A 19,029-nucleotide genomic window follows, 5' to 3' on the forward strand; every position below is an offset into this window, starting at 1 on the left:
GGCGCACGGAGCCGCGACGTCCGCGGGTCAGCGCGAGAACGGGCCGGACAGGGCCGCCCACTGCAGGAGCATGATCGTCTTCGCGTCGACGATCTGCACGCCGATCTGGGTCAGCGCCTCGTCGAACGAGAGCTCGAGGACCTCGATGTCCTCGCCCTCGTCGGCGAGTCCCGCGAACGCTCCGCTGCGGGTCCCCGCGCGGTAGCGCCCGGCGTAGAAGTGCAGCTTCTCGGTGACCGAGCCGGGGCTCATGAACGCGTCGAACACGTGCTCGAGCCGGCCGACCTCGAGTCCGGTCTCCTCGGACGCCTCGCGGCGGGCGCCCTCCTCGGGCCCGTCCTCGTCCAGGAGACCGGCGGGCACTTCGAGGAGCATCCCGTCGAGGTCGCCGTTCACGTACGCGGGGTAGCGGAACTGCCGGATCAGGACGACGGTGCGCGCGTCGGCGTCGTAGAGCAGGACCGCCGCGCCGTTCCCCCGGTCGTACGTCTCGCGCTGCTCGCTCGTCCAGCTGCCGTCGCGGTGCCGGTAGTCGAAGCGGGTGGTGCGGAGGACGTACCAGTCGCTCGAGAGGAGGGTGACCTCCTTCACGACCACGTCGGGGTTCCCGACGAGGTCGAGGCCCTCCCGGTCGAGTCCGGTGCGGCCCCGCCGGTCGGGCTCGTCGATGCCGGCGGTCACGCGCGTGCTCCCGTGTGCGTCATTCCTCAGCGGAAGTTGACGAACTGGAGGTCGAGCTCGAGGCCGGCCCCGCGCAGGAGCGCCATGGTCGCCTGGAGGTCGTCGCGGCTCTTCGAGGAGACGCGGAGCTCGTCGCCCTGGATCTGCGACTTGACCGACTTCGGCGCCTCGTCGCGGATGATCTTGTTGATCTTCTTCGCGTGCTCCTGGTCGATGCCCTCCTTGAGGGTGGCCTCGATCCGGTACTCCTTGCCGGACGCGAAGGGCTCGCCCGCATCGAGGCTCTTGAGGCTGATGCCGCGCTTGATCAGCTTCGACTGGAAGACGTCGAGGATGGCGTTCGCCCGCTCCTCGGTGTTGGCCTTGATCAGGATCTTCTCGCCGCTCCAGGCGATCGAGGCGCCGACGTTCTTGAAGTCGTAGCGCTGCTCGACCTCCTTGTGGGCCTGGTTCAGGGCGTTGTCCGCCTCCATCTTGTCGATCTTGCTGACGACGTCGAACGTTGAATCTGCCATGGCTCCGAGTTTAGCTTTCAGGCGTGGCGGAGCCCGGCCCCAGGCGCGGCTGGTACCTCTGAGGGGTGCGCCGCCTCCCCGTTCTCGTCCTCGTCCCGCTCGCCGGCCTCCTCCTGGCCGGCTGCGGCCAGCGGCCGCCCGCGCTGACGGTCGAGGAGGGCCTGTCCACCGTCCCTCCCGCGGCGACCGCTCCCGTCGCGGCGGACCCCGTCGTATTGGCGGATCCCGAGCAGGCCGCGGCGACGCCGGTGCGACTGCTCGCCGACGAGGCGTGGCTGGGCACGGCGTCCGAGGGGAGCGGCATCCCGCTGCGTGCGCTCACCGCCTACGCGGGCACAGCCCTCCTCACGGCGTCGGTCGACCCCGACTGCCGGTTGGACTGGGCGACCCTGGCCGGCATCGGCTACGTCGAGAGCAGGCACGGCACGATCGACGGCGGCGAGCTGGGCGAGGACGGGCGGCCGACGGAGCCGATCTACGGTCCGCGCCTGGACGGAACGCGCTTCGACCGGGTCCCCGACAACGACGGCGGGGCTCTGGACGGCGACGCCGAGGTCGACCGGGCGATGGGTCCGCTGCAGATCATCCCGGCGACGTGGATGGCGTGGGCGTCGAGCGGGTGGGATCCGCAGAACGTGGACCAGCAGGCGGTGACCGCCGCCCGGTACCTCTGCGACGCCGGCGGCGACCTCTCGACGGAGTCGGGATGGCGGGCGGCGATCGCGGCCTACAACCCGGCCGGGAGCTACGCGGGGAAGGTCGCGGAGGCGGCGTCCCGCTACGCGGCGGAGGCGGACTGAGGCCGCGCGGCATCGATTTCCGATCCGCCGGTCGCGTGGGTATCCTTGCTGAGCGCCTCCGGTTGTGAACACGCGATCGGGTGCGCCACGGCGAGTTACCCTAGCGGCCAAAGGGATCTGACTGTAAATCAGACGGCGTAGCCTTCGGGGGTTCGAATCCCTCACTCGCCACCGAGCAGGAACACCCAGCAGACGCCCCGGCATCACGAGATGCGCGGGGCGTTCCGCATGTCGGGGGATCGCCCTTCCGGCGGAGCGCCTTTCCGGGGGAGTGCCTTTCCGGGGGAGCACCGGTCCGGCGGATCGCCGGACCCGGCCTCTTCGTCCCGTCGCACCTCGCGCGCCGTCGGTCCGGCCCGCGCCGTCGCCTCAGCCCCGCGCCTCCTGCTCCAGGAACCCCGCGAGGGAGAGCGGCGGCCGTCCGGTGAGCCGCTCGACGTCGCCCGACACGTGCTCCAGCTGTCCGGCGGCGATCGCGGAGTAGGTGCTGACCCAGGCGTCCAGCTGCCAGTCCGGTGCGTTCCACCGGCGGCGAGACGCGTACGCCTCCTCGAGGGTCTCGTCGACGAACACGGCGGGGCGGCCGGCCGCCGTCAGTGTCGCGGCGACCTCGTCGAGGGTGAGGGCCTCGGGCCCGGTCAGCTCGTAGGCGGCTCCGCGGTGCTCGGAGGGGGAACGGAGGACCGCGGCGGCGGCGCGGGCCACGTCCTCGCGCGCGACGACGGCGGCCCGGCCCGTTCCCGCGGGTCCGCGGATCGCGCCGTCCTCGCCGAGCATCGCGGGCAGGAAGTCGAGGTAGAGGTTGTCGCGGAGGAACGTCCAGCCCATGCCGGAGCGGCGGATCGCGTCCTCGGTGGCCGCGTGGTCTCGGGCGAGGGTGAAGACCGCGTCGGGTGCGGCTCCGGCGAAGGAGGTGTAGACGACGTGCTCGACACCCGCGGCGGCGGCTGCGTCGACGAATGCGAGGTGCTCGGCGCGGCGCTCCTCGTTCTCGGAGGCGGAGACCATCAGGAGGAGGCGCACGCCCTCGAGCGAGTCGCCCGCGTCGGCGAAGGAGGAGCGCACCACCTCGGCCCCGGGGAGCTCGGGCGCGCGGGACGGGTCGCGGACCAGCAGGCGGAGGGCGTGACCGGCGTCGGCGAGCTCGCGCGCGACGCGGCCGCCGACGGCTCCGGTGGCTCCGGTGAGGGCGATAGGGGTGCTCATCCCCTCATGATGGGCCCGATCCCTAGGCTGGGGCCATGAGCGACAACGCCCCCCTCCTCGCCATCGCCCGCTCGATCGCCGTCGAGGCGGCGCACCTCGCCCGCCAGCGGCGGGAGGACGGTGTCGAGATCGCCGCGTCGAAGTCGTCTCCGGAGGACGTGGTGACGGCCGCGGACCGGGAGGTCGAGGAGCTGATCCGCCGGCGCCTGGCCGAGGCGCGTCCGGACGACGGCTTCCTCGGCGAGGAGTCGGGGTCGGGGGGCGGCACGAGCGGGCTGACCTGGGTCGTCGATCCGATCGACGGGACCGTCAACTACCTCTACGGCATCCCCTCCTACGCGGTCAGCATCGCTGTGGTGGAGGGGGAGCCGGATCCCGCGACCTGGACCGCGCTCGCCGGCGCGGTCGTGAACGGAGCGACGGGCGAGGTGACCACGGCCAGCCGAGGCGGGGGAGCCGAGCGGGACGGAGTCGCGCTGCAGGTCTCGGCTCCCTCCTCCCTCTCGCTCGCGCTGGTCGGCACCGGCTTCGGCTACGACGCGGGCCGCCGGATGCGTCAGGGCGCCGTGGTGCAGGAGCTCCTGGGCTCGGTCCGCGACATCCGCCGCATCGGCTCGGCGGCGCTCGACCTGTGCTCGGTGGCCACCGGGCAGCTGAACGCGTACTACGAGCGGGGCCTGAACCCGTGGGACCTCGCTGCGGGCGCCCTCATCGCCGAGGAGGCGGGCGCGCGGGTCGCGGGACTCGACGGCGCGCCCTTCGGCTCCGGCCTGCTCATCGCGGCACCGGATCCTCTCTTCGCCGAGCTGGAGGATCTGCTGCGCCGCCTGCGCGCGGACGAGGTGTAACCGCTCTCCCAGGCCGGGCCGACAAGGATTCCGTGCGCCGAGAGGCGGATCGGCGCAGGATCCCGCCGGGGCTCGCCGCGCGTCGTGCCCCGATCGCGCCTGTGCGCGGCGGCCTCTGGCCGGATCCCGCCGGCCGTGGTTATCCTTTATGAATTCGTGATGTTCGCACAGGCTGCGCTCACGTAACCGAGCGGTGCCTCTCCCTGGAGGCCCGCTCGTCCCCTGCCCCCGACGGAAGACATCGATTTCGTGAGCCCCGATTCGCCCGCCCCCGCTGCCCCTGCATCGACCCCCGGCGAATCGACTCCACCCCTCTCCCGTCGCGAGCTCCGCGAGCGCGAGCGCGCTCTGGCCCTCGCCTCCGACGTCTCGCTGGCGAGCGGCTCCGACGACCTCCTCGCGGCACCCACGGCGGAGCAGCTGCGCGAGGCGGAGCGCCGCGTCGCCTCGGTCCGCAACGCCCCGGCCCCCGTCCCCGCACCGCGCGCGACGCCGCTCCGGCCCGTGCGCCGGGCCCGGGTCGGCGGACTCGTCGCCCTCTCCTTCGTCGCGGCCATCGTGGCGGCGACCTCTCTGCCGGCCACATCGCTCCTGACCGCGGAGGACGTGCAGGCGCAGAGCCTCTCGACCCCCTTCGGCGCCGACGCCCGCCGCGGCGCGCAGTCGTTCGTCGCCGGCGAGGTCAGCGCCGAGACGGTCGCCCGCGACGGCTTCGGCGTGCAGGAGCGCAAGACGCAGACCAACGTCGCCGACATCGTCCGCACCTCCGACACCGGCTTCACGAACGACCCGAACGCGTCCATCCAGTGGCCCTTCGCCGTCGGCGTGCCGGTGGGCGACCGCTTCGGCTACCGCAACTGCGCGGGCTGCTCGGTGAACCACGGCGGCACCGACTTCAACCCGGGCGACGGCTCGCCCATCCAGGCGATCGCCGACGGCGTCGTGCGCACGGTCATCGACGGCGAGGGCTCGCTCGGCGTGCACGTGATAGTCGACCACGAGATCGACGGGCAGCTCGTCTCGAGCGTGTACGCGCACATGCAGCACGGCTCGGCGGCCGTGTCCGAGGGCGACCCGGTGAAGGTCGGCCAGCTGCTCGGCCTGGTGGGCACGACCGGCATGTCGACCGGCCCGCACCTGCACTTCGAGATCCGCCTCGACGGCGTGACGAAGGTCGACTCCTACCTCTGGCTCAAGGCCAACGCCGGGCGCTGATCCGGCGGCGGGACGCGGGAGCCGCCGGGCGGACCCCGCGGCCCGCTACTCCGCGCGCAGCCAGACCGTGGTGTCGGCGGGCAGCGCCGGCTCGTGCAGCTCCTCCGAGGACAGCACCACGGAGCCGACGGGCAGCTCGACCGGAGCCTCGCCGAGGTTCGCGATCACCGTGACGGCTCCGTTGCGGAACGCCACGACGTCCTCCGGGTAGCCCTCGAGCCATTCGACGGCACCGGAGCCCAGGTCCTCGGCGCGGCGCACCGCGAGCAGGGACCGGTACAGCTCGAGCGTCGAGCCCGCGACACCGCGCTGGCGGTCGCGCGCGAGCGGCGCCCAGTCGCCGGGCTGCGGCAGCCAGGAGTCGCCGGTGCCGCTGAAGCCGTACGCGGGTGCGTCCGCCTCCCACGGGATCGGCACCCGGCAGCCGTCACGGCCGTAGCGCTCGCCGCCCGTGCGGAACCAGGTCGGGTCCTGACGCGCCGAGTCCGGCAGGTCGATCGCCTCGGGGAGCCCTAGCTCCTCGCCCTGGTAGACGTAGGCGGAGCCGGGGAGCGCGAGCATGAGGGCGGTCGCGGCACGAGCGCGGCGCAGCCCCAGGACGGGGTCGGGGAGTCCCTGTGTGCGCGGGCCGATGCCGTAGCCCTGCGGGTTGTCGGACGTCAGTGCCAGGCGGCTCGCGTGGCGCACGACGTCGTGGTTCGACAGCACCCAGGTCGACGGGGCGCCGACGGCGGCGAAGGCCTCGACGGAGGAGTCGATGATGTCGCGGAGGGCGGGTGCGCTCCACGGGGTCTCGAGGTAGGCGAAGTTGAAGGCCTGGTGCATCTCGTCGGGGCGGACCCAGCGGGCGAGCTTGGAGAGGGGCTGCACCCACGCCTCGGCGCAGAGCACGCGGTCGTCCGGGTACTCGGCGAGCAGGGAGTGCCAGTCGCGGTAGATCTCGTGGACGCCGTCCTGCGCCCAGTAGGGGGCGGTGGCGGGCTCCTCGCCGTCGGCGGGAGCGACTCCGCCCATCGACCCGCTGTCGGCGGGCGGCGTGTAGTCGGGCAGCCCCTCGGCCTTGATCATCCCGTGCGCGACGTCGACGCGGAAGCCGTCGACGCCGCGGTCGAGCCAGAAGCGGAGGACCTCCCGGAAGCGCTCGCGCACCCACTCGTTCGTCCAGTCGAAGTCGGGCTGCGAGGTGTCGAAGAGGTGCAGGTACCACTGGCCGGCCGAGCCGTCGGGCTCCATGACGCGGGTCCACGCGGGGCCGCCGAAGACAGACTCCCAGTTGTTCGGGGGCAGCTCGCCCGACTCGCCCCGGCCGTCGCGGAACAGGTAGCGCGCCCGCTCGGCGCTGCCCGCGGGAGCGGCGAGCGCCTCCTGGAACCAGCGGTGGGCGCTGGAGGAGTGGTTGGGGACGAGGTCGACGATGATGCGGATGCCCAGGGCGTGAGCGCGGGCGAGCATCGCGTCGAAGTCGGCGAGGGTGCCGAAGAGCGGATCGACGTCGCAGTAGTCGGCGACGTCGTAGCCCGCGTCCTTCTGCGGCGAGGTCATGAAGGGCGAGAGCCAGATCGCGTCGACGCCGAGCTCGGCGAGGCTCTCGAGGCGCGAGGCGATGCCGGGCAGGTCGCCGATGCCGTCGCCGTCCGCGTCCGCGAAGGAGCGCGGGTAGATCTGGTAGATGACGGCGGTGCGCCACCACTCGGCTCCCCGGCGGTGCTCGGCCTCGGAGTCGGGGCCGGGGGAGTTCTCGGGCACGCCGGAGAGAGCGGAGTCCAGGGTCATGGGGTCGAGTTTATCGGGCGGCTCAGAGGCGCCGGGGGCACGCCCTCCGCCGTCCCGTACAGTCGACGGGTGATCGATGAGACGCCGGACGAGGCCCGAGCCCGACGCCGACGGGCGCTGCTGTGGGTGGTGCCGCTGCTGGTGCTGCTGGTCGGCGGCCTGGTCGCCGTCACCCTCGCGATCGGCGGATTCGCGCTGCGCAGCATGACCGGCGCCTCCGCCGTGCAGCTCGTCCTCGTCGCCTAGGCGGTCGCGGCCGGGCCGTCCTCGTCCTCGGGCGGGGGCGCGGAGGAGGTGCGCGCCCGCTCCTCGGACGCGTGCGCGGTCTCGGGCCCGGTCGCGCGGGCCTGCTCGTCGGCGCGGGTGACCGCCTCCGCGAGCTCGTCGGCGACGAGGTACCCGGGAGAGACGGCCTCGGCCCGGTAGGCCGCCCGGCCGACCATGTGCGCCGAGACGGGCACGGTCAGCAGCTGGAAGCCGATCACCAGCACGATGGTCCCCGCGGCGGCGAAGCCGGGGTTCCGGATGGCGACCGCGAGCATCACGCAGATCAGTCCGAGCACCTGCGGCTTCGTGCCCGCGTGCATCCGGGAGAGCAGGTCGTCGAACCGCATCAGGCCGATCGCGGCCAGCAGCGAGAGCAGGGCGCCGACCAGCAGCAGCACAGCGGTGAGCACGTCGAAGAACAGGTCCATGTCAGTCCTCCTCGCGGTTGGCCATGAACTTGGCGACGCTGATCGATCCGAAGACGGCGAACAGCGCGAGCCCGAGCGCGACGGGCAGGGTCCGCGCGTGGTGGTTGACCGCCATCTCGGCGCCGATCCCGCAGATGATCGTCGCGACGAGCACGTCGGCCGCGACGACCCGGTCGAGCACGGACGGACCTCGGAGGATCCGCACGAGCGCGAGCAGGCAGGCGGCGCCGAAGACCGGCACCAGGATCCAGATCAGCCAGTCGATCACCGGACCACCCCCGATCCGGCCTCGATCGGCCGATTCACGCGCTGCACGTCCTCGCGGGAGCCGATGGCCCGGACGATGCGCGCTTCCGTCCGGAGGACCGTCCGGCGCACCTCGTCGATCCGCTCGCCCTCGTCGTGGGTCACGCCGAGCACGTGCAGGTAGAGGACGTTCAGCTGCGGGTCCACGTCGATCACCAGGGAGCCGGGGACGAGCGAGACGGCCTCCGTCGTCCAGACGAGCATCCCCTCGGAGCGGCTGCGCAGGTGCACGGCGACGATGGCGTTGTGGACCGGGACGGGCAGGGTCAGGATCTGCCAGGACACCCGCACCGAGGCCACCGCGATGTCGGCCAGCAGGCGCAGGAGGAAGAGGAGCACGAACCACGGGTTGATGCGGTTCGAGAACTCGACCGGCGGCAGGTAGAACACCCGGGTGATCAGCAGGGCGACCAGGAAGCCGGTGACGATCGACAGCACCGAGACGTCGTCCCAGAGCAGCACCCAGATCCCGACGAGGGTCACGAACATCGCGACGCGGTTCCAGATGTCGACGCGGCGGCGGGGGCTCATCGCGGCCCCTCCTCTCCGAAGGACGAGTCGCGGTAGACGGTCGCGATGTAGGTCGCGGGGTCGGCGACCGCGCTCGCCGCTCGCTCGCTCGCGTCGTAGAGGGGACCGGCGCCGACGGTCAGCACGACGCCGACGACGACCATCCCCGCGGTGGCGAGCACCATCATGGGCGGCGAGTGGCGGGTGCGGATGCTGCCCGTGTCGTCGGGGTCCTCCTGCAGCTGGTCGATCAGGGGCGACTCGTAGCCGGGCACCTCCTCCTGCCGGCGCCAGAAGACCATGTTCCAGACGCGCGCGACGGCGTAGAGGGTCAGGAGCGAGGTGACGGCTCCGGCGGCGATGACGGCCCAGATCAGCCACGAGGGCTGGTCGACGGCCGCCTCCGTGCCGGCGACGAAGAGCCCCACCTTGCCGAGGAAGCCGGTGAACGGCGGGATCCCGCCGAGGTTCATCGCGGGGATGAAGTAGAGCAGCGCCAGCAGCGGCGAGGCCTTGAGCAGCCCGCCGAGGCGCAGGATCGAGGTGGTGCCGCCGACGCGCTCGATCAGGCCGGTCGCGAGGAAGAGCGTCGTCTGCACCGTGATGTGGTGGATGACGTAGAAGATCGTCGCCGCGTAGCCGGCCGGGGTGCCCACGGCGATCCCGAAGACCATGTAGCCGATGTGCGAGACCAGCGTGAAGGACAGCATCCGCTTGATGTCGGCCTGCGCGACGGCGCCGAGGATGCCGACGATCAGCGTCAGCAGCGCCACCACCAGCAGCACCTCGCTCAGCCTCCCGCCGGGGAAGAGCAGGGTCTCGGTGCGGATCAGCGCGTACACGCCGACCTTGGTGAGGAGTCCGGCGAAGACGGCGGTGACCGGCGCCGGAGCCGTGGGGTACGAGTCCGGGAGCCAGAACGACAGGGGGAACACGGCCGCCTTGATCCCGAAGCCGAGCAGCAGCACCACGTGGAGCACCAGCTGCACGTCGGCGGGGAGCTCGGCGATGCGGATCGAGAGCTGCGCCATGTTGACCGTGCCGGTGGCGCCGTAGAGCAGGCCGATGGCCGAGAGGAAGAACACGCTCGAGACCAGGCTGACGACCACGTAGGTCGTGCCGGCGCGGATCCGCGGCGCGGTGCCGCCCAGGGTGATCAGCACGTAGCTCGCGGCCAGCAGGATCTCGAAGCCGACGTAGAGGTTGAAGAGGTCGCCCGCGACGAAGGCGTTGAGGATGCCCGCCGAGAGGATCAGGTAGGTCGGGTGGAAGATCGTGACCGGCGTCTCGCGGTTGCCGTCGACGAGGCCCTGGCCGACCGAGAACAGCAGGACGCCCAGCAGAGTGATCGAGGTGATCACGAGCATCAGCGCGGCGAGCGGATCGACGACCAGCACGATGCCCCACGGCGGCTCCCAGCCGCCCACGTAGACGGCGCTGCCGCCTCCGTCGCCGGTGAGGACCAGCACGAGCATCACCGAGGAGATCACCAGAACGCTCGAGAGCGTCACGATGTTCACGGTGATCTGCGCGCGCCGGTGGCGTCCGAGGATCAGCGCGACGGCCGCTCCCAGGAGGGGGAGGGTGACGACGAGCGGGATCAGGGCGTTCATCGGTCCTCCTTCCTGTCGTCGGTCATGGCGCTCTCCCCGTGCTTGGCGGCGGTGCCCTCGTCGCTGGACTCGAGCAGGACGTCGAGCGCCCGGTCGTCGGCGGTGGTCTGGGCCGAGATGCCCGCCGCGTCCTCGCGGACGGAGGCGTCGGTCTCGTCGTCCTCCACCTGGTCGGCGTTGGCGAGGCGCCAGCGCCGGTAGATCATCGCGAGGAGGAAGGCGGACACCCCGAAGGTGATCACGATCGCGGTGAGGATCAGCGCCTGCGGCAGCGGGTCGGCCATCTCGGCGGCGATCTGCTCGTAGGAGCGCCCGTCGTCGGTGACGAACGGCGCGATGCCCGAGCGGCCGGCCATCAGCAGGATGAGGATGTTGGTCGCGTTCCCGACGAGCAGGAACCCGATCAGGATGCGGGTGAGGCTGCGCTCGAGCATCTGGTAGACGCCCGCCGCGTACATCACCGCCATCACGACGACGAGGACGAGGGTGATGCTCATGCGCCGTCCCCCCTGCCCGGTCCGCCGACGACCGTGGAGCCGGTGGGGAGCGAGGTCTCGAGCCCGTCGACCGTGCCCTGGCCGGGGCCGGGGGTGCTGTCGGTCGAGTGCGTGACGCCGTCGCCCGAGGGGGAGCCCTGCTCGGCCTCCTCGCCGTGGCGGTCGACCTCGCCGCCGAGGCTGCGGAGGATGTCGAGGGCGAGGCCGATCACGATCAGGTACACCCCGATGTCGAAGAGGGTGGACGTGCCCAGGTGGAGCTCGCCCAGCACCGGCACCTCGAGGTCGAGCCAGCTCGATTCGAGGACCTCGAGGCCGAAGGCGAGGGAGGAGACGGCGGTGCCGACGGCGAAGAAGAGGCCGAGTCCGAGGACCTTGCCCGCGTCGATCGGCGCGGCCTCGCCGAGCTCGAAGCGGCCGCCGGCGAGGTAGCGCGCGACGAGGGCGAGACCGGCGAGCAGGCCGCCCGCGAAGCCTCCGCCCGGGGTGTTGTGTCCGGTGAAGAGCAGGTAGACCGACACGATCATCGCGGGGTGGAAGAGCAGGCGCACCAGCACCTCGAGCACGATCGAGCGGTTCTCCGGCCGGAGCGTGCGCCCGGCGACGAGCCAGGAGCCGCGGTCGCCGTCGCGCTCGGCGTCGGCGGAGGAGGTGGTCAGGTCCATCGCGCGCTCGCGGCGGTCGTCGGCGCTCTGCGACTCGAGGCGGGGAGCGCCTCCGGCCCGGCTGGAGAGGAAGATCAGGCTCGCGACGCCGGTGGCGACCACGACGAGGACCGAGATCTCGCCCATCGTGTCCCAGGCGCGGATGTCGACGAGCAGGACGTTGACGATGTTGCGGCCCTTGCCCTCCTCGTAGGCGAGGCGGGGCAGCTCGGCCGAGATCGGCGTCGCGGTCCGGGCGCCGAGGGCGATGGTGGCGGCGAGGGCCATGACCGCTCCGACCGCGATGCCGATGACGGCGCGCAGGCGCTTGCGCATCGGCTGGTGCTTCGCGGCGATGCGGGTCGGGAGGCGGCGCAGCACCAGGACGAAGACCACGAGGGTCACCGTCTCGATCAGCGCCTGGGTGAGGGCGAGGTCCGGTGCGCCCTGCAGGGCGAAGAGGGCCACCATCCCGTAGCCGGTGGCGCCGGCCAGCAGCACGGCGGCGACGCGGTTGCGGGCGATCGCGCACAGCACCGCCGCGAGGATCATCACGGCCGCGACCGCGAGCTGGCCCGGGCTGTCCCAGAAGACGAGATCGCCCGGCCAGGTGCGGTTGAGGGCGGCCGCACCGCCGACGCCGAGGACGAAGACCGCGAAGATCACCGTCAGGTAGCGGGGGAGCGAGCCGCGCTGGACGGACTCGGTGACCGTGCTGGCGACGCGGTCGAGCCAGCGGACGGTGGCCCAGTAGCCCTCGGCGGAGTCGATCCGGTTGGGCAGCATCGACTGGGCGCGCGCGACGGCGACGCGCTTGGCGAAGAGCAGGAGTCCGACGGCGATCACGAGGGCGCTGAGTGCCAGCGCGGGCTCGAAGCCGTGCCAGAGCGCGAGGTGGTAGCCGCCTTGGTCGGAGGCCTCCGCGGCGGCGGCGAGCTCCGGGTCGGCGTCCGGAGCGGCGTAGGGGAGGGTGTCCGCGTAGACGGCGACGAGCGGGTCGAGCACGGAGGCGGCGATCCCGCCGATCACGCTGGCGGCGGCCAGCAGCACCGGGGCGGCGGTGAAGGTCCACGGCTCGGCGTGCAGGTGCGTGTCCTCGAGCCCCTTCTTCCGGGCGAAGGCGCCCCAGAAGAAGCGCGCGGAGTAGGCCACGGTGAGGATCGAGCCGAGGACGAGGCCGACCAGCGCGACCCAGGCCCAGAACGAGCCCTGCTCGATCGCCGAGATCAGGCTCGTGAACACGGCCTCCTTGGCGACGAAGCCCAGCAGCGGCGGGATGCCCGCCATCGACAGCACGCCGACGAGGGCGGCGCTCGCGAGCACCGGCGCCTGCCGTCCCAGGCCGCTGAGCTTGCGGAGGTCGCGCGTGCCGGCGCGGTGGTCGACGATGCCGACGGTGAGGAAGAGCAGCGCCTTGAAGAGGGCGTGGGCGACGAGCAGGGTCAGTCCGGCCAGCGCGGCGTCGCGCGAGCCGAAGCCGACGGCGACGGTCAGGAAGCCGAGCTGGCTGACGGTGCCGTAGGCCAGCACGAGCTTGAGGTCGTACTGCCGGAGCGAGCGCCAGCCGCCGACGAGCATGGTCCAGACTCCGACGCTCACCACCACGGGCAGCCAGACGGAGTCGTCGGCGAAGCCCGGCGCGAGGCGCGCGACGAGGTAGATGCCCGCCTTCACCATCGCGGCGGCGTGCAGGTAGGCGCTGACCGGCGTGGGAGCGGCCATCGCGGCCGGCAGCCAGAAGTGGAACGGCACCAGGGCGGACTTCGAGAACGCGCCGAGCAGCACCAGCACCAGCGCCGTCGACACGATCGGGCCGGAGGGGGCGGCGGCGACGATCCCGGAGAGGCTGGTGGTACCGGCCTGCACGATCAGGACGATGATCCCGACCAGCATCGCCAGCCCGCCGAGAGTCGTGACCAGGAGCGCCTGGAGCCCGGCACCCCGGCTCTCCTTGCGCCCGCTGTAGTGGCCGATGAGGAGGTAGGAGAGGACGCTCGTCGCCTCCCAGAAGACGAAGAGGATGATCACGTCGTCGGCCGTGACCAGCCCGTACATCACTCCGGCGAACGCGGACAGGAGCGCTGCGAACCGGCCCAGCGAGGGCTCGTCGCGGCTGAAGTACGTCGCGCAGTAGGCGAGGACCAGGGCGCCGACTCCGCTGACCACGAGGGCGAGGACGATCGAGAGCGCGTCCAGGCGGAAGGAGAGGGCGATGTCGAGCGCGGGGATCCACGGCTCGGACTCGCGGATCTCGCCGCCGTCGAGGATCGTCGGCAGGGCGGTCGCGGTGGCGACCAAGCTCGCGGCCGGGATCAGCGCCAGCGCGTAGAACGTCTTCGGCCCGAACCGGTCCACCAGCCAGGGGGTCACCACGGCGATCGCGAACGAGATCACGAGGATGAGGAGCATCACATGTTCCTCCCAAGGTGTACCCAGCGCATAAGTCGGTCAAGAATATCGGAGCGCCCTCCCGCGGAACCTGAGTGCGCGGAGGCTTGACGGCCCCGTCGTGATCCGCCAGGGCCCTACCGTGGGGAGCATGGCCCGCTCGCTCCTCCCCGACCAGCTCTGCCGACTCCGCGTCCACAACCTCGCGTCGGGGGAGTCGACGACCGTCTTCGAGTCCGACTCCGTCCTCGTGGAGGCGCCGAACTGGACTCCTGACGGCTCCGCCCTGATCGTGAACGGCGACGGCGGCCTCTTCCGGCTGCCGCTCGAGGGGGCGCCCGTGCTCGAGCCGATCCCGCTCGACGGGGTGCCGGCCGAGCTCAACAACGACCACGTGCTCGCCCCGTCCGGCGGGCTCGCCTACGTCTCGGCGCGCGACGGGCACCTCTACGCGGTCGAGCTCGACGGCTCCGCCCCCGCCCGCCGCCTGACCGCCGAGCGCGAGGGCGCGCGCTTCAAGCACTACCTGCACGGCGTCTCGCCCGACGGCGCGACCCTCGCGCTGATCGGCGGCGGCGACGCCTCCGGGCGGTGGCGGACCGATGTCTACACGATGCCGGTCGGAGGAGGCGCGCTCACCGCCCTGACCGACGACGAGCCGGCCGACGACGGCGTCGACGTCTCGGCCGACGGCCGCACCCTCGTCTTCAACTCCGAGCGGGCCGGAGGCGGGGCGCAGCTGTTCCGCATCGGCCTCGACGGCTCCGCGCTCTCCCGCCTGGTCGAGTCGGACACGGTCGACTGGTTCCCGCACGAGTCGCCCGACGGCGCGCACCTGCTCTACCTCGCCTATCCGGAGGGGACGGCCGGGCACCCCGAGAACGTCGACGTCGAGCTGCGGCTGCTCGACCTCCCCGGGCGCTCGACGCTCGAGCCCGGCCGTGTGCTGGAGCGCCTCCACGGCGGGCAGGGGACGATCAACGTCTCCGGCTGGGCGCCGGACTCGACGCGCTTCGCCTACGCCGACTACCCGCGGCGCTGACAGCCTGAGTCCTTGCCGCGCATGCGCGGGAGGGGGATCGATCACGGCGGGGTGCGGGTCTTGAATCGGGAGATGACCATCGACAGCGCAGCATCCTCCTCCGTCACCCGCTCGCCGCTCGGCGACTCCGGCATCGACGTCTTCCCGCTCTCGCTCGGCGGCAACGTCTTCGGCTGGACCGCGGGGCGGCAGACCTCCTTCGACGTCCTCGACGGCTACACGGCCGCGGGCGGCGACTTCATCGACACCGCCGACGCGTACTCCGCCTGGGTCCCGGGCAACACGGGCGGCGAGTCCGAGACGATCATCGGCGAGTGGCTCGCGCAGCGCTCGGGGGACCGGGACGACGTGGTGATCGCGACGAAGGCGGGCCGCCACCCGCAGTTCACCGGCCTCGCGCCCGACACCGTGCGCGCGGCCGCCCGCGCCTCCCTCGAGCGGCTCGCGACCGACCGGATCGACCTCTACTACGCCCACTTCGACGACGAGGCTGTGCCGATGGCCGACATCGCCGCCGTGTTCTCCGAGCTCGTGGACCAGGGCCTCGTTCGCGCGATCGGAGTGTCGAACTTCAGCGCCGAGCGCGTCGCGGAGTGGCTGCGCATCGCGGGCGAGGAGGGCCTGCACGCGCCCGTCGCGCTGCAGCCGCACTACAACCTCGTGGAGCGCGGGATCGAGGCCGACCTGCTGCCCCTCGCCCGCGAGGCGGGGCTGGCCGTCGTCCCCTACTCCGCCCTGGCGTCGGGATTCCTGACCGGCAAGTACCGTGACGGATCGACGCCCGAGGGTCCGCGCGCCGACGGCGCCTCCCGCTACCTCGACGGCCGCGGCCGCCGGGTGCTGGCGGCGCTCGATGCGGCGGCGGAGGCGCACGGCGCCGAGGTGGCGACGGTGGCGCTCGCGTGGCTCCGCTCGCAGCCCGGAGTGGTCGCGCCGATCGCCAGCGCCCGCGTGATGGAGCAGCTGCCGGCGCTGATCGCCTCGGCCTCCCTCGAGCTGAGCGCCGAGGAGCTCGCCGCGCTCGACGAGGCGAGCCGGGCGTAGCCGCAGACGGGCGGCCGCGGGGGCGCGTCCCCCGCGGTCATCGACGCTCCGCGGAGGTGCTATCGTCTAACGGTGCCAAATCGCGGGCACGCCCCGAGAGGGGCTGTCAGACCCGCAGGTGCGCCCCCTTAGCTCATTGGTAGAGCACTTCCTTGGTAAGGAAGAGGTAGTGGGTCCGATTCCCACAGGGGGCTCCGTTCCCCGCAGGCCAGACCTGCGAAGAACGCGCGGCGGGGTAGCTCAGGTGGTTAGAGCACACGGCTCATAATCGTGGTGTCGCGGGTTCAAGTCCCGCTCCCGCTACAGCGAGAAGGCCCCGGTTCGCGCGTCGAACCGGGGCCTTCGGCGTTCCCTGGCGAGGTCCTGCCCGCGGGAGAGGTCTCAGACCGCGCAGCCCGCGAAGAGCACGTCGTCCGAGGAGACCAGGTCCTCCAGGGTCAGCAGGCGGTCGAGGTCGTGGCCGGCGGCCAGGGCGTTGGCGCGCTCCGGTGCGGTCTGGGGGGCGAGGCGCCCCTCCATCACCCCGCCGAGGGCGCGGACGGCGCACGCGGCGACCACTCCCTCCGGGGTGCCGCCGATGCCGAGGACGAGGTCGACGCGGCCCGCGGGATCGGCCGCCTCGATCGCGACCGACACGTCGCCCTCGCCGCGCAGCTCGAGCGCGACCCCGGCCGCGCGCAGAGCCGCGATGAGCCCGGAGTGACGCGGCTTGTCGAGCACGACGACGACCAGCTCCGCGACGGGCTTCCCGAGCGCCGCCGCCAGCCGTGCGGCGTTCTCGGCGGGAGGGAGGTCGAGCGAGACGGCGCCCCGGCCCGCTGCAGAGCAGACCAGCTTGTCCATGTAGAACACGTTGCGCGGGTCGAACAGCGTGCCGCGCGGGGCGAGCGCGATCACGCTCACCGAGCCGGGGAGCCCCTCCGCCGTGAGTCGGGTGCCGTCGAGCGGATCGACCGCCACGTCGCAGGAGGGAGCGGAGGCGCGGCCGAGGCGCTCGCCGTTCGCGAGCATCGGGGCCTCGTCCTTCTCGCCCTCGCCGATCACGACGACGCCGTCGAACGGAGCGTCGGCCAGCACGGCGCGCATCGCCGCGACCGACGCCTCGTCCGCCGCGATCTTGTCGCCGCGCCCGTACCAGCCGCGCGCCGCCTCGGCCGCCGCGCGCACGGCGGCGGCCACCGCCTCCTGCAGCTCGGCCGGGTAGGCGGGCGACGCGATCAGCCGCAGGCCGCTCATGCGCGCGCGGGCTGAGCGGTCGCGGTGCGGACCAGCCGCTCCAGGGTGCGCAGGCCGTCGGAGGAGAGCACCGACTCCAGGTGCCCCTGCACCGACGCGACGTGCTCGCCGCGGAGGGCGTTGACCACTCCCGTCTCCGGGTCGACCGACACCTCGAGCCCCAGCCGGGGCGTGCGCGCGACGCCGGGGGCGACGGAGGAGAAGGTGTTGTAGAAGCCGATCGCGGCGTCCTCGCCGAACACGTCCACCGCCAGGCGCACGCCCTGGCGGGGCGCGGGCAGCGGCTCGACCGGGAGGCCCGCCAGCAGTGAGAGCATCTGGTGGCTGAGGCAGACGGCGAGCATCGGCCGCTCCGCCTCGAGGCGGGTGGTCATCAGCGAGCGCAGGTGCGCGATCCGCGGGTCGGAGTCGTCGCGGGGGTCGCCCGGGCCGGGGCCGAAGACGACGAGGTCGTCGCTCAGCACGTCGGCGACCTCCGACCAGCGCTCGACCCGGGCGTCCATCCCGAGGTGGCGCAGCTGGTGGGCGAGCATCGTCGTGAACTGGTCCTCGTTGTCGACGATCAGCGCGGTGTGCCCGGCGAGGCCGGCGATGTGCTCGGGCGCCTGGGGCCGGAGCCAGAACGAGGCGAGCCGCTCGTTGCGCGCCTCGAGCGCCTCCTGCACGCCCGGCTGCGCGTTCAGGTCGAGGGCCGGCGGCACCTCGCGGTGCGGCAGCAGGCCGAGGGCGGAGAGGACGCCCGACGCCTTCGCCCGCGTCTCGGCGACCTCGCCCTCGGGGGTGGAGTGGCGCACGAGCGTCGCGCCGGCCGGCACGGTGAGGCGGCCGTCCGCGCGGAGGTAGGCGGTGCGGATGAGGATGGGGGCGTCGACCGTGTAGCCGTGCTCCTCCGGCTCGAAGAGGGCGAGCACGCCGGAGTAGTAGCCGCGCGGCTCCTTCTCGTACTCGGCGATCACGGCGCACGCGTTCTCCATCGGCGAGCCGGTGACCGTGGGCGCGAACATCGTCAGCCGCAGGACCTCGCGCACGTCGAGTCCGGTGCGGCCCTCGAGCAGGTACTCGGTGTGGCTGAGCCGCGACATCTGCTTGAGGAACGGCCCGAGGATGCGGCCGCCGTCCGGGCAGACCGCGCTCATCATCTTCATCTCCTCGTCCACGACCATGAAGAGCTCCTCGCTCTCCTTGACGTCGGCGAGGAACGCGAGCACCTCCTCCCCGGTGGGTCCGGCCGCGGGGTGGCGGAAGGTGCCGCTGATCGGGTTCATCATCGCGACGCCGTCGCGCACCGAGACGTGGCGCTCGGGGGTCGCGCCGACGGCGGTGACCGTCTGCGCGCCGTCGACGCCGGGGGTGTGGATCGCGAAGGTCCAGTACGCGCCGGACTCGTCGGTGAGCAGGCGGCGGAACCAGGCCAGGACCGCCTCGACGGGCGGCGCGTCGGTCTGCGCGACGAAGGCGCGGTTGATGACGAAGTTGGCGCCCTCGCCGCGGCCGATCTCGTCCTCGATCACGCGGCGGACGATGTCGGCGTACTCGTCGTCCGGCACGTCGAAGCCGCGCTCCTCGACCGGGATCTCCCGCTCGGGCAGCAGCCGCAGCACCTCGGCCAGGGGGATGCTCTCGCGCTCGCGCACCACGAGGTTGCGCAGAGGGGCTCCGTCGTCCTTCGCCGCGAAGCCGCGCTCGCGCACCTGCCGGTAGGGCACGAGGGTCAGCACGTCGTCGCCGTCGAGCGGGATGTCGGCCAGGCCCTCGACGTCGAGCACGTCGCCCGTGAACACGTCGACGGCGTCGCGGCCCTGGCGGAGGACCACCGCGAACGGCAGCGTCCCGTCGGAGGCGAGGATGCGGGAGAGGAGCGAGGTCATCGTGGTCCTTGTATCGGGTCGTGCCCCACCCGGGCCCTGACATGCAGAACGACCGCCCGGAGGAGGCGGTCGCGTGCGAGGGGTCTGCGCGTCGGTCCGCCTAGGAGGCGGGCCACCAGGGGCTTCGGATCGACGTGCGCACGCGGCG

The 19,029-nt window shown here is 72.7% G+C and carries 18 protein-coding genes and 3 tRNA genes; 9 read left to right on the forward strand and 12 right to left on the reverse strand.

The genetic code is table 11. The annotated features are described in order from the left end of the window. Window positions 1-27: 27 nt before the first annotated feature. Window positions 28-681, reverse strand: a complete 654-nt coding sequence (locus C5B93_RS10140) for an NUDIX domain-containing protein (protein ID WP_104282427.1) — start codon at window positions 679-681, stop codon at window positions 28-30. Between the two features lie 26 nt (window positions 682-707). Further along, window positions 708-1,196, reverse strand: coding sequence for a YajQ family cyclic di-GMP-binding protein (locus tag C5B93_RS10145; protein WP_104292407.1), 489 nt, complete (start codon window positions 1,194-1,196; stop codon window positions 708-710). Between the two features lie 65 nt (window positions 1,197-1,261). On the opposite strand from C5B93_RS10145, the gene C5B93_RS10150 reads away from it, so the two are divergent. Both C5B93_RS10150 and C5B93_RS10155 read left to right on the forward strand, forming a co-directional pair. Then, window positions 1,262-1,996: a hypothetical protein gene (locus C5B93_RS10150; RefSeq protein WP_104266743.1), complete on the forward strand. Its 735-nt coding sequence runs from the start codon at window positions 1,262-1,264 to the stop codon at window positions 1,994-1,996. A gap of 89 nt (window positions 1,997-2,085) precedes the next feature. Further along, window positions 2,086-2,167: transfer RNA gene (locus tag C5B93_RS10155), tRNA-Tyr, on the forward strand. Between the two features lie 198 nt (window positions 2,168-2,365). Here C5B93_RS10155 and C5B93_RS10160 read toward each other — a convergent pair. Continuing rightward, on the reverse strand, window positions 2,366-3,202 hold the full coding sequence (locus C5B93_RS10160; RefSeq protein ID WP_104292408.1) for an SDR family oxidoreductase: 837 nt from the start codon (window positions 3,200-3,202) through the stop codon (window positions 2,366-2,368). A 35-nt stretch (window positions 3,203-3,237) separates the two neighbouring features. Here C5B93_RS10160 and C5B93_RS10165 point away from each other — a divergent pair, with 35 nt between their 5' ends. Both C5B93_RS10165 and C5B93_RS17810 read left to right on the forward strand, forming a co-directional pair. Beyond that, window positions 3,238-4,050, forward strand: coding sequence for an inositol monophosphatase family protein (locus C5B93_RS10165; RefSeq protein ID WP_104233409.1), 813 nt, complete (start codon window positions 3,238-3,240; stop codon window positions 4,048-4,050). A gap of 249 nt (window positions 4,051-4,299) precedes the next feature. Then, the gene (locus C5B93_RS17810; RefSeq protein ID WP_104295595.1) at window positions 4,300-5,265 is read left to right on the forward strand and encodes a M23 family metallopeptidase; all 966 of its coding nucleotides are present in this window, start codon (window positions 4,300-4,302) and stop codon (window positions 5,263-5,265) included. 45 nt (window positions 5,266-5,310) lie between these two features. Here C5B93_RS17810 and C5B93_RS10175 read toward each other — a convergent pair whose 3' ends face one another. Continuing rightward, window positions 5,311-7,038: a glycoside hydrolase family 13 protein gene (locus tag C5B93_RS10175; protein WP_104292409.1), complete on the reverse strand. Its 1,728-nt coding sequence runs from the start codon at window positions 7,036-7,038 to the stop codon at window positions 5,311-5,313. Window positions 7,039-7,107: 69 nt separating this feature from the next. On the opposite strand from C5B93_RS10175, the gene C5B93_RS17270 reads away from it, so the two are divergent. Beyond that, on the forward strand, window positions 7,108-7,284 hold the full coding sequence (locus tag C5B93_RS17270; RefSeq protein WP_159939698.1) for a hypothetical protein: 177 nt from the start codon (window positions 7,108-7,110) through the stop codon (window positions 7,282-7,284). On the opposite strand, the gene mnhG is transcribed toward C5B93_RS17270, so the two are convergent. The 6 genes from mnhG to C5B93_RS10205 are packed head-to-tail and all read right to left on the reverse strand — an operon-like array spanning window position 7,281 to window position 13,712. After that, window positions 7,281-7,733 carry a monovalent cation/H(+) antiporter subunit G gene (gene mnhG / locus C5B93_RS10180; protein ID WP_244229587.1) on the reverse strand — a complete coding sequence of 151 codons (453 nt, stop codon included), beginning with the start codon at window positions 7,731-7,733 and terminating at the stop codon, window positions 7,281-7,283. The genes C5B93_RS17270 and mnhG overlap by 4 nt on opposite strands. Window position 7,734: 1 nt before the next feature. Beyond that, window positions 7,735-8,001: a monovalent cation/H+ antiporter complex subunit F gene (locus C5B93_RS10185; protein WP_308470711.1), complete on the reverse strand. Its 267-nt coding sequence runs from the start codon at window positions 7,999-8,001 to the stop codon at window positions 7,735-7,737. Then, complete coding sequence (locus tag C5B93_RS10190; RefSeq protein WP_104234245.1) at window positions 7,998-8,570, reverse strand: Na+/H+ antiporter subunit E; 573 nt, start codon at window positions 8,568-8,570, stop codon at window positions 7,998-8,000. The genes C5B93_RS10185 and C5B93_RS10190 overlap by 4 nt, the downstream gene beginning before the upstream one ends. Continuing rightward, window positions 8,567-10,162, reverse strand: coding sequence for a Na+/H+ antiporter subunit D (locus C5B93_RS10195; protein ID WP_104227034.1), 1,596 nt, complete (start codon window positions 10,160-10,162; stop codon window positions 8,567-8,569). The genes C5B93_RS10190 and C5B93_RS10195 overlap by 4 nt, the downstream gene beginning before the upstream one ends. After that, the gene (locus C5B93_RS10200) at window positions 10,159-10,659 is read right to left on the reverse strand and encodes a Na(+)/H(+) antiporter subunit C (protein WP_104223614.1); all 501 of its coding nucleotides are present in this window, start codon (window positions 10,657-10,659) and stop codon (window positions 10,159-10,161) included. The genes C5B93_RS10195 and C5B93_RS10200 overlap by 4 nt, the downstream gene beginning before the upstream one ends. Further along, window positions 10,656-13,712: a Na+/H+ antiporter subunit A gene (locus tag C5B93_RS10205; protein WP_104292410.1), complete on the reverse strand. Its 3,057-nt coding sequence runs from the start codon at window positions 13,710-13,712 to the stop codon at window positions 10,656-10,658. Before C5B93_RS10205 ends, C5B93_RS10200 begins: the two co-directional genes overlap by 4 nt. Before the next feature lie 130 nt (window positions 13,713-13,842). On the opposite strand from C5B93_RS10205, the gene C5B93_RS10210 reads away from it, so the two are divergent. The 4 genes from C5B93_RS10210 (at window position 13,843) to C5B93_RS10225 (ending at window position 16,080) form a co-directional block, all read left to right on the forward strand. Continuing rightward, window positions 13,843-14,733 carry a PD40 domain-containing protein gene (locus tag C5B93_RS10210; RefSeq protein WP_104292411.1) on the forward strand — a complete coding sequence of 297 codons (891 nt, stop codon included), beginning with the start codon at window positions 13,843-13,845 and terminating at the stop codon, window positions 14,731-14,733. Window positions 14,734-14,805: 72 nt separating this feature from the next. Continuing rightward, complete coding sequence (locus C5B93_RS10215; protein ID WP_104238294.1) at window positions 14,806-15,777, forward strand: aldo/keto reductase; 972 nt, start codon at window positions 14,806-14,808, stop codon at window positions 15,775-15,777. 122 nt (window positions 15,778-15,899) lie between these two features. Then, window positions 15,900-15,971 (forward strand) — tRNA-Thr (locus C5B93_RS10220). 35 nt (window positions 15,972-16,006) lie between these two features. Continuing rightward, window positions 16,007-16,080, forward strand: a tRNA-Met gene (locus C5B93_RS10225). 78 nt (window positions 16,081-16,158) lie between these two features. Here the strand turns inward: C5B93_RS10225 and C5B93_RS10230 are convergent. Next, a complete protein-coding gene (locus tag C5B93_RS10230) occupies window positions 16,159-17,013 on the reverse strand; it encodes a fructose-bisphosphatase class II family protein (protein ID WP_104257174.1) in 855 nt (284 codons plus the stop codon). Beyond that, window positions 17,010-18,881, reverse strand: a complete 1,872-nt coding sequence (locus C5B93_RS10235) for an anthranilate synthase family protein (RefSeq protein WP_104292412.1) — start codon at window positions 18,879-18,881, stop codon at window positions 17,010-17,012. The genes C5B93_RS10230 and C5B93_RS10235 overlap by 4 nt, the downstream gene beginning before the upstream one ends. Between the last annotated feature and the right edge of the window lie 148 nt (window positions 18,882-19,029).

The organism is Rathayibacter sp. AY1A2, from assembly GCF_002930935.1.
Classification (GTDB): Bacteria; Actinomycetota; Actinomycetes; order Actinomycetales; family Microbacteriaceae; genus Rathayibacter.

Coding starts and splice junctions, on each gene's coding strand:
- C5B93_RS10145 (WP_104292407.1), bottom strand. CDS start 1,196: ATGGCAGATTCAACGTTCGACGTCGTCAGCAAGATCGACAAGATGGAG.
- C5B93_RS10160 (WP_104292408.1), bottom strand. CDS start 3,202: ATGAGCACCCCTATCGCCCTCACCGGAGCCACCGGAGCCGTCGGCGGC.
- C5B93_RS10165 (WP_104233409.1), top strand. CDS start 3,238: ATGAGCGACAACGCCCCCCTCCTCGCCATCGCCCGCTCGATCGCCGTC.
- C5B93_RS10175 (WP_104292409.1), bottom strand. CDS start 7,038: ATGACCCTGGACTCCGCTCTCTCCGGCGTGCCCGAGAACTCCCCCGGC.
- mnhG (WP_244229587.1), bottom strand. CDS start 7,733: ATGGACCTGTTCTTCGACGTGCTCACCGCTGTGCTGCTGCTGGTCGGC.
- C5B93_RS10190 (WP_104234245.1), bottom strand. CDS start 8,570: ATGAGCCCCCGCCGCCGCGTCGACATCTGGAACCGCGTCGCGATGTTC.
- C5B93_RS10195 (WP_104227034.1), bottom strand. CDS start 10,162: ATGAACGCCCTGATCCCGCTCGTCGTCACCCTCCCCCTCCTGGGAGCG.
- C5B93_RS10200 (WP_104223614.1), bottom strand. CDS start 10,659: ATGAGCATCACCCTCGTCCTCGTCGTCGTGATGGCGGTGATGTACGCG.
- C5B93_RS10205 (WP_104292410.1), bottom strand. CDS start 13,712: ATGCTCCTCATCCTCGTGATCTCGTTCGCGATCGCCGTGGTGACCCCC.
- C5B93_RS10210 (WP_104292411.1), top strand. CDS start 13,843: ATGGCCCGCTCGCTCCTCCCCGACCAGCTCTGCCGACTCCGCGTCCAC.
- C5B93_RS10215 (WP_104238294.1), top strand. CDS start 14,806: ATGACCATCGACAGCGCAGCATCCTCCTCCGTCACCCGCTCGCCGCTC.
- C5B93_RS10230 (WP_104257174.1), bottom strand. CDS start 17,013: ATGAGCGGCCTGCGGCTGATCGCGTCGCCCGCCTACCCGGCCGAGCTG.
- C5B93_RS10235 (WP_104292412.1), bottom strand. CDS start 18,881: ATGACCTCGCTCCTCTCCCGCATCCTCGCCTCCGACGGGACGCTGCCG.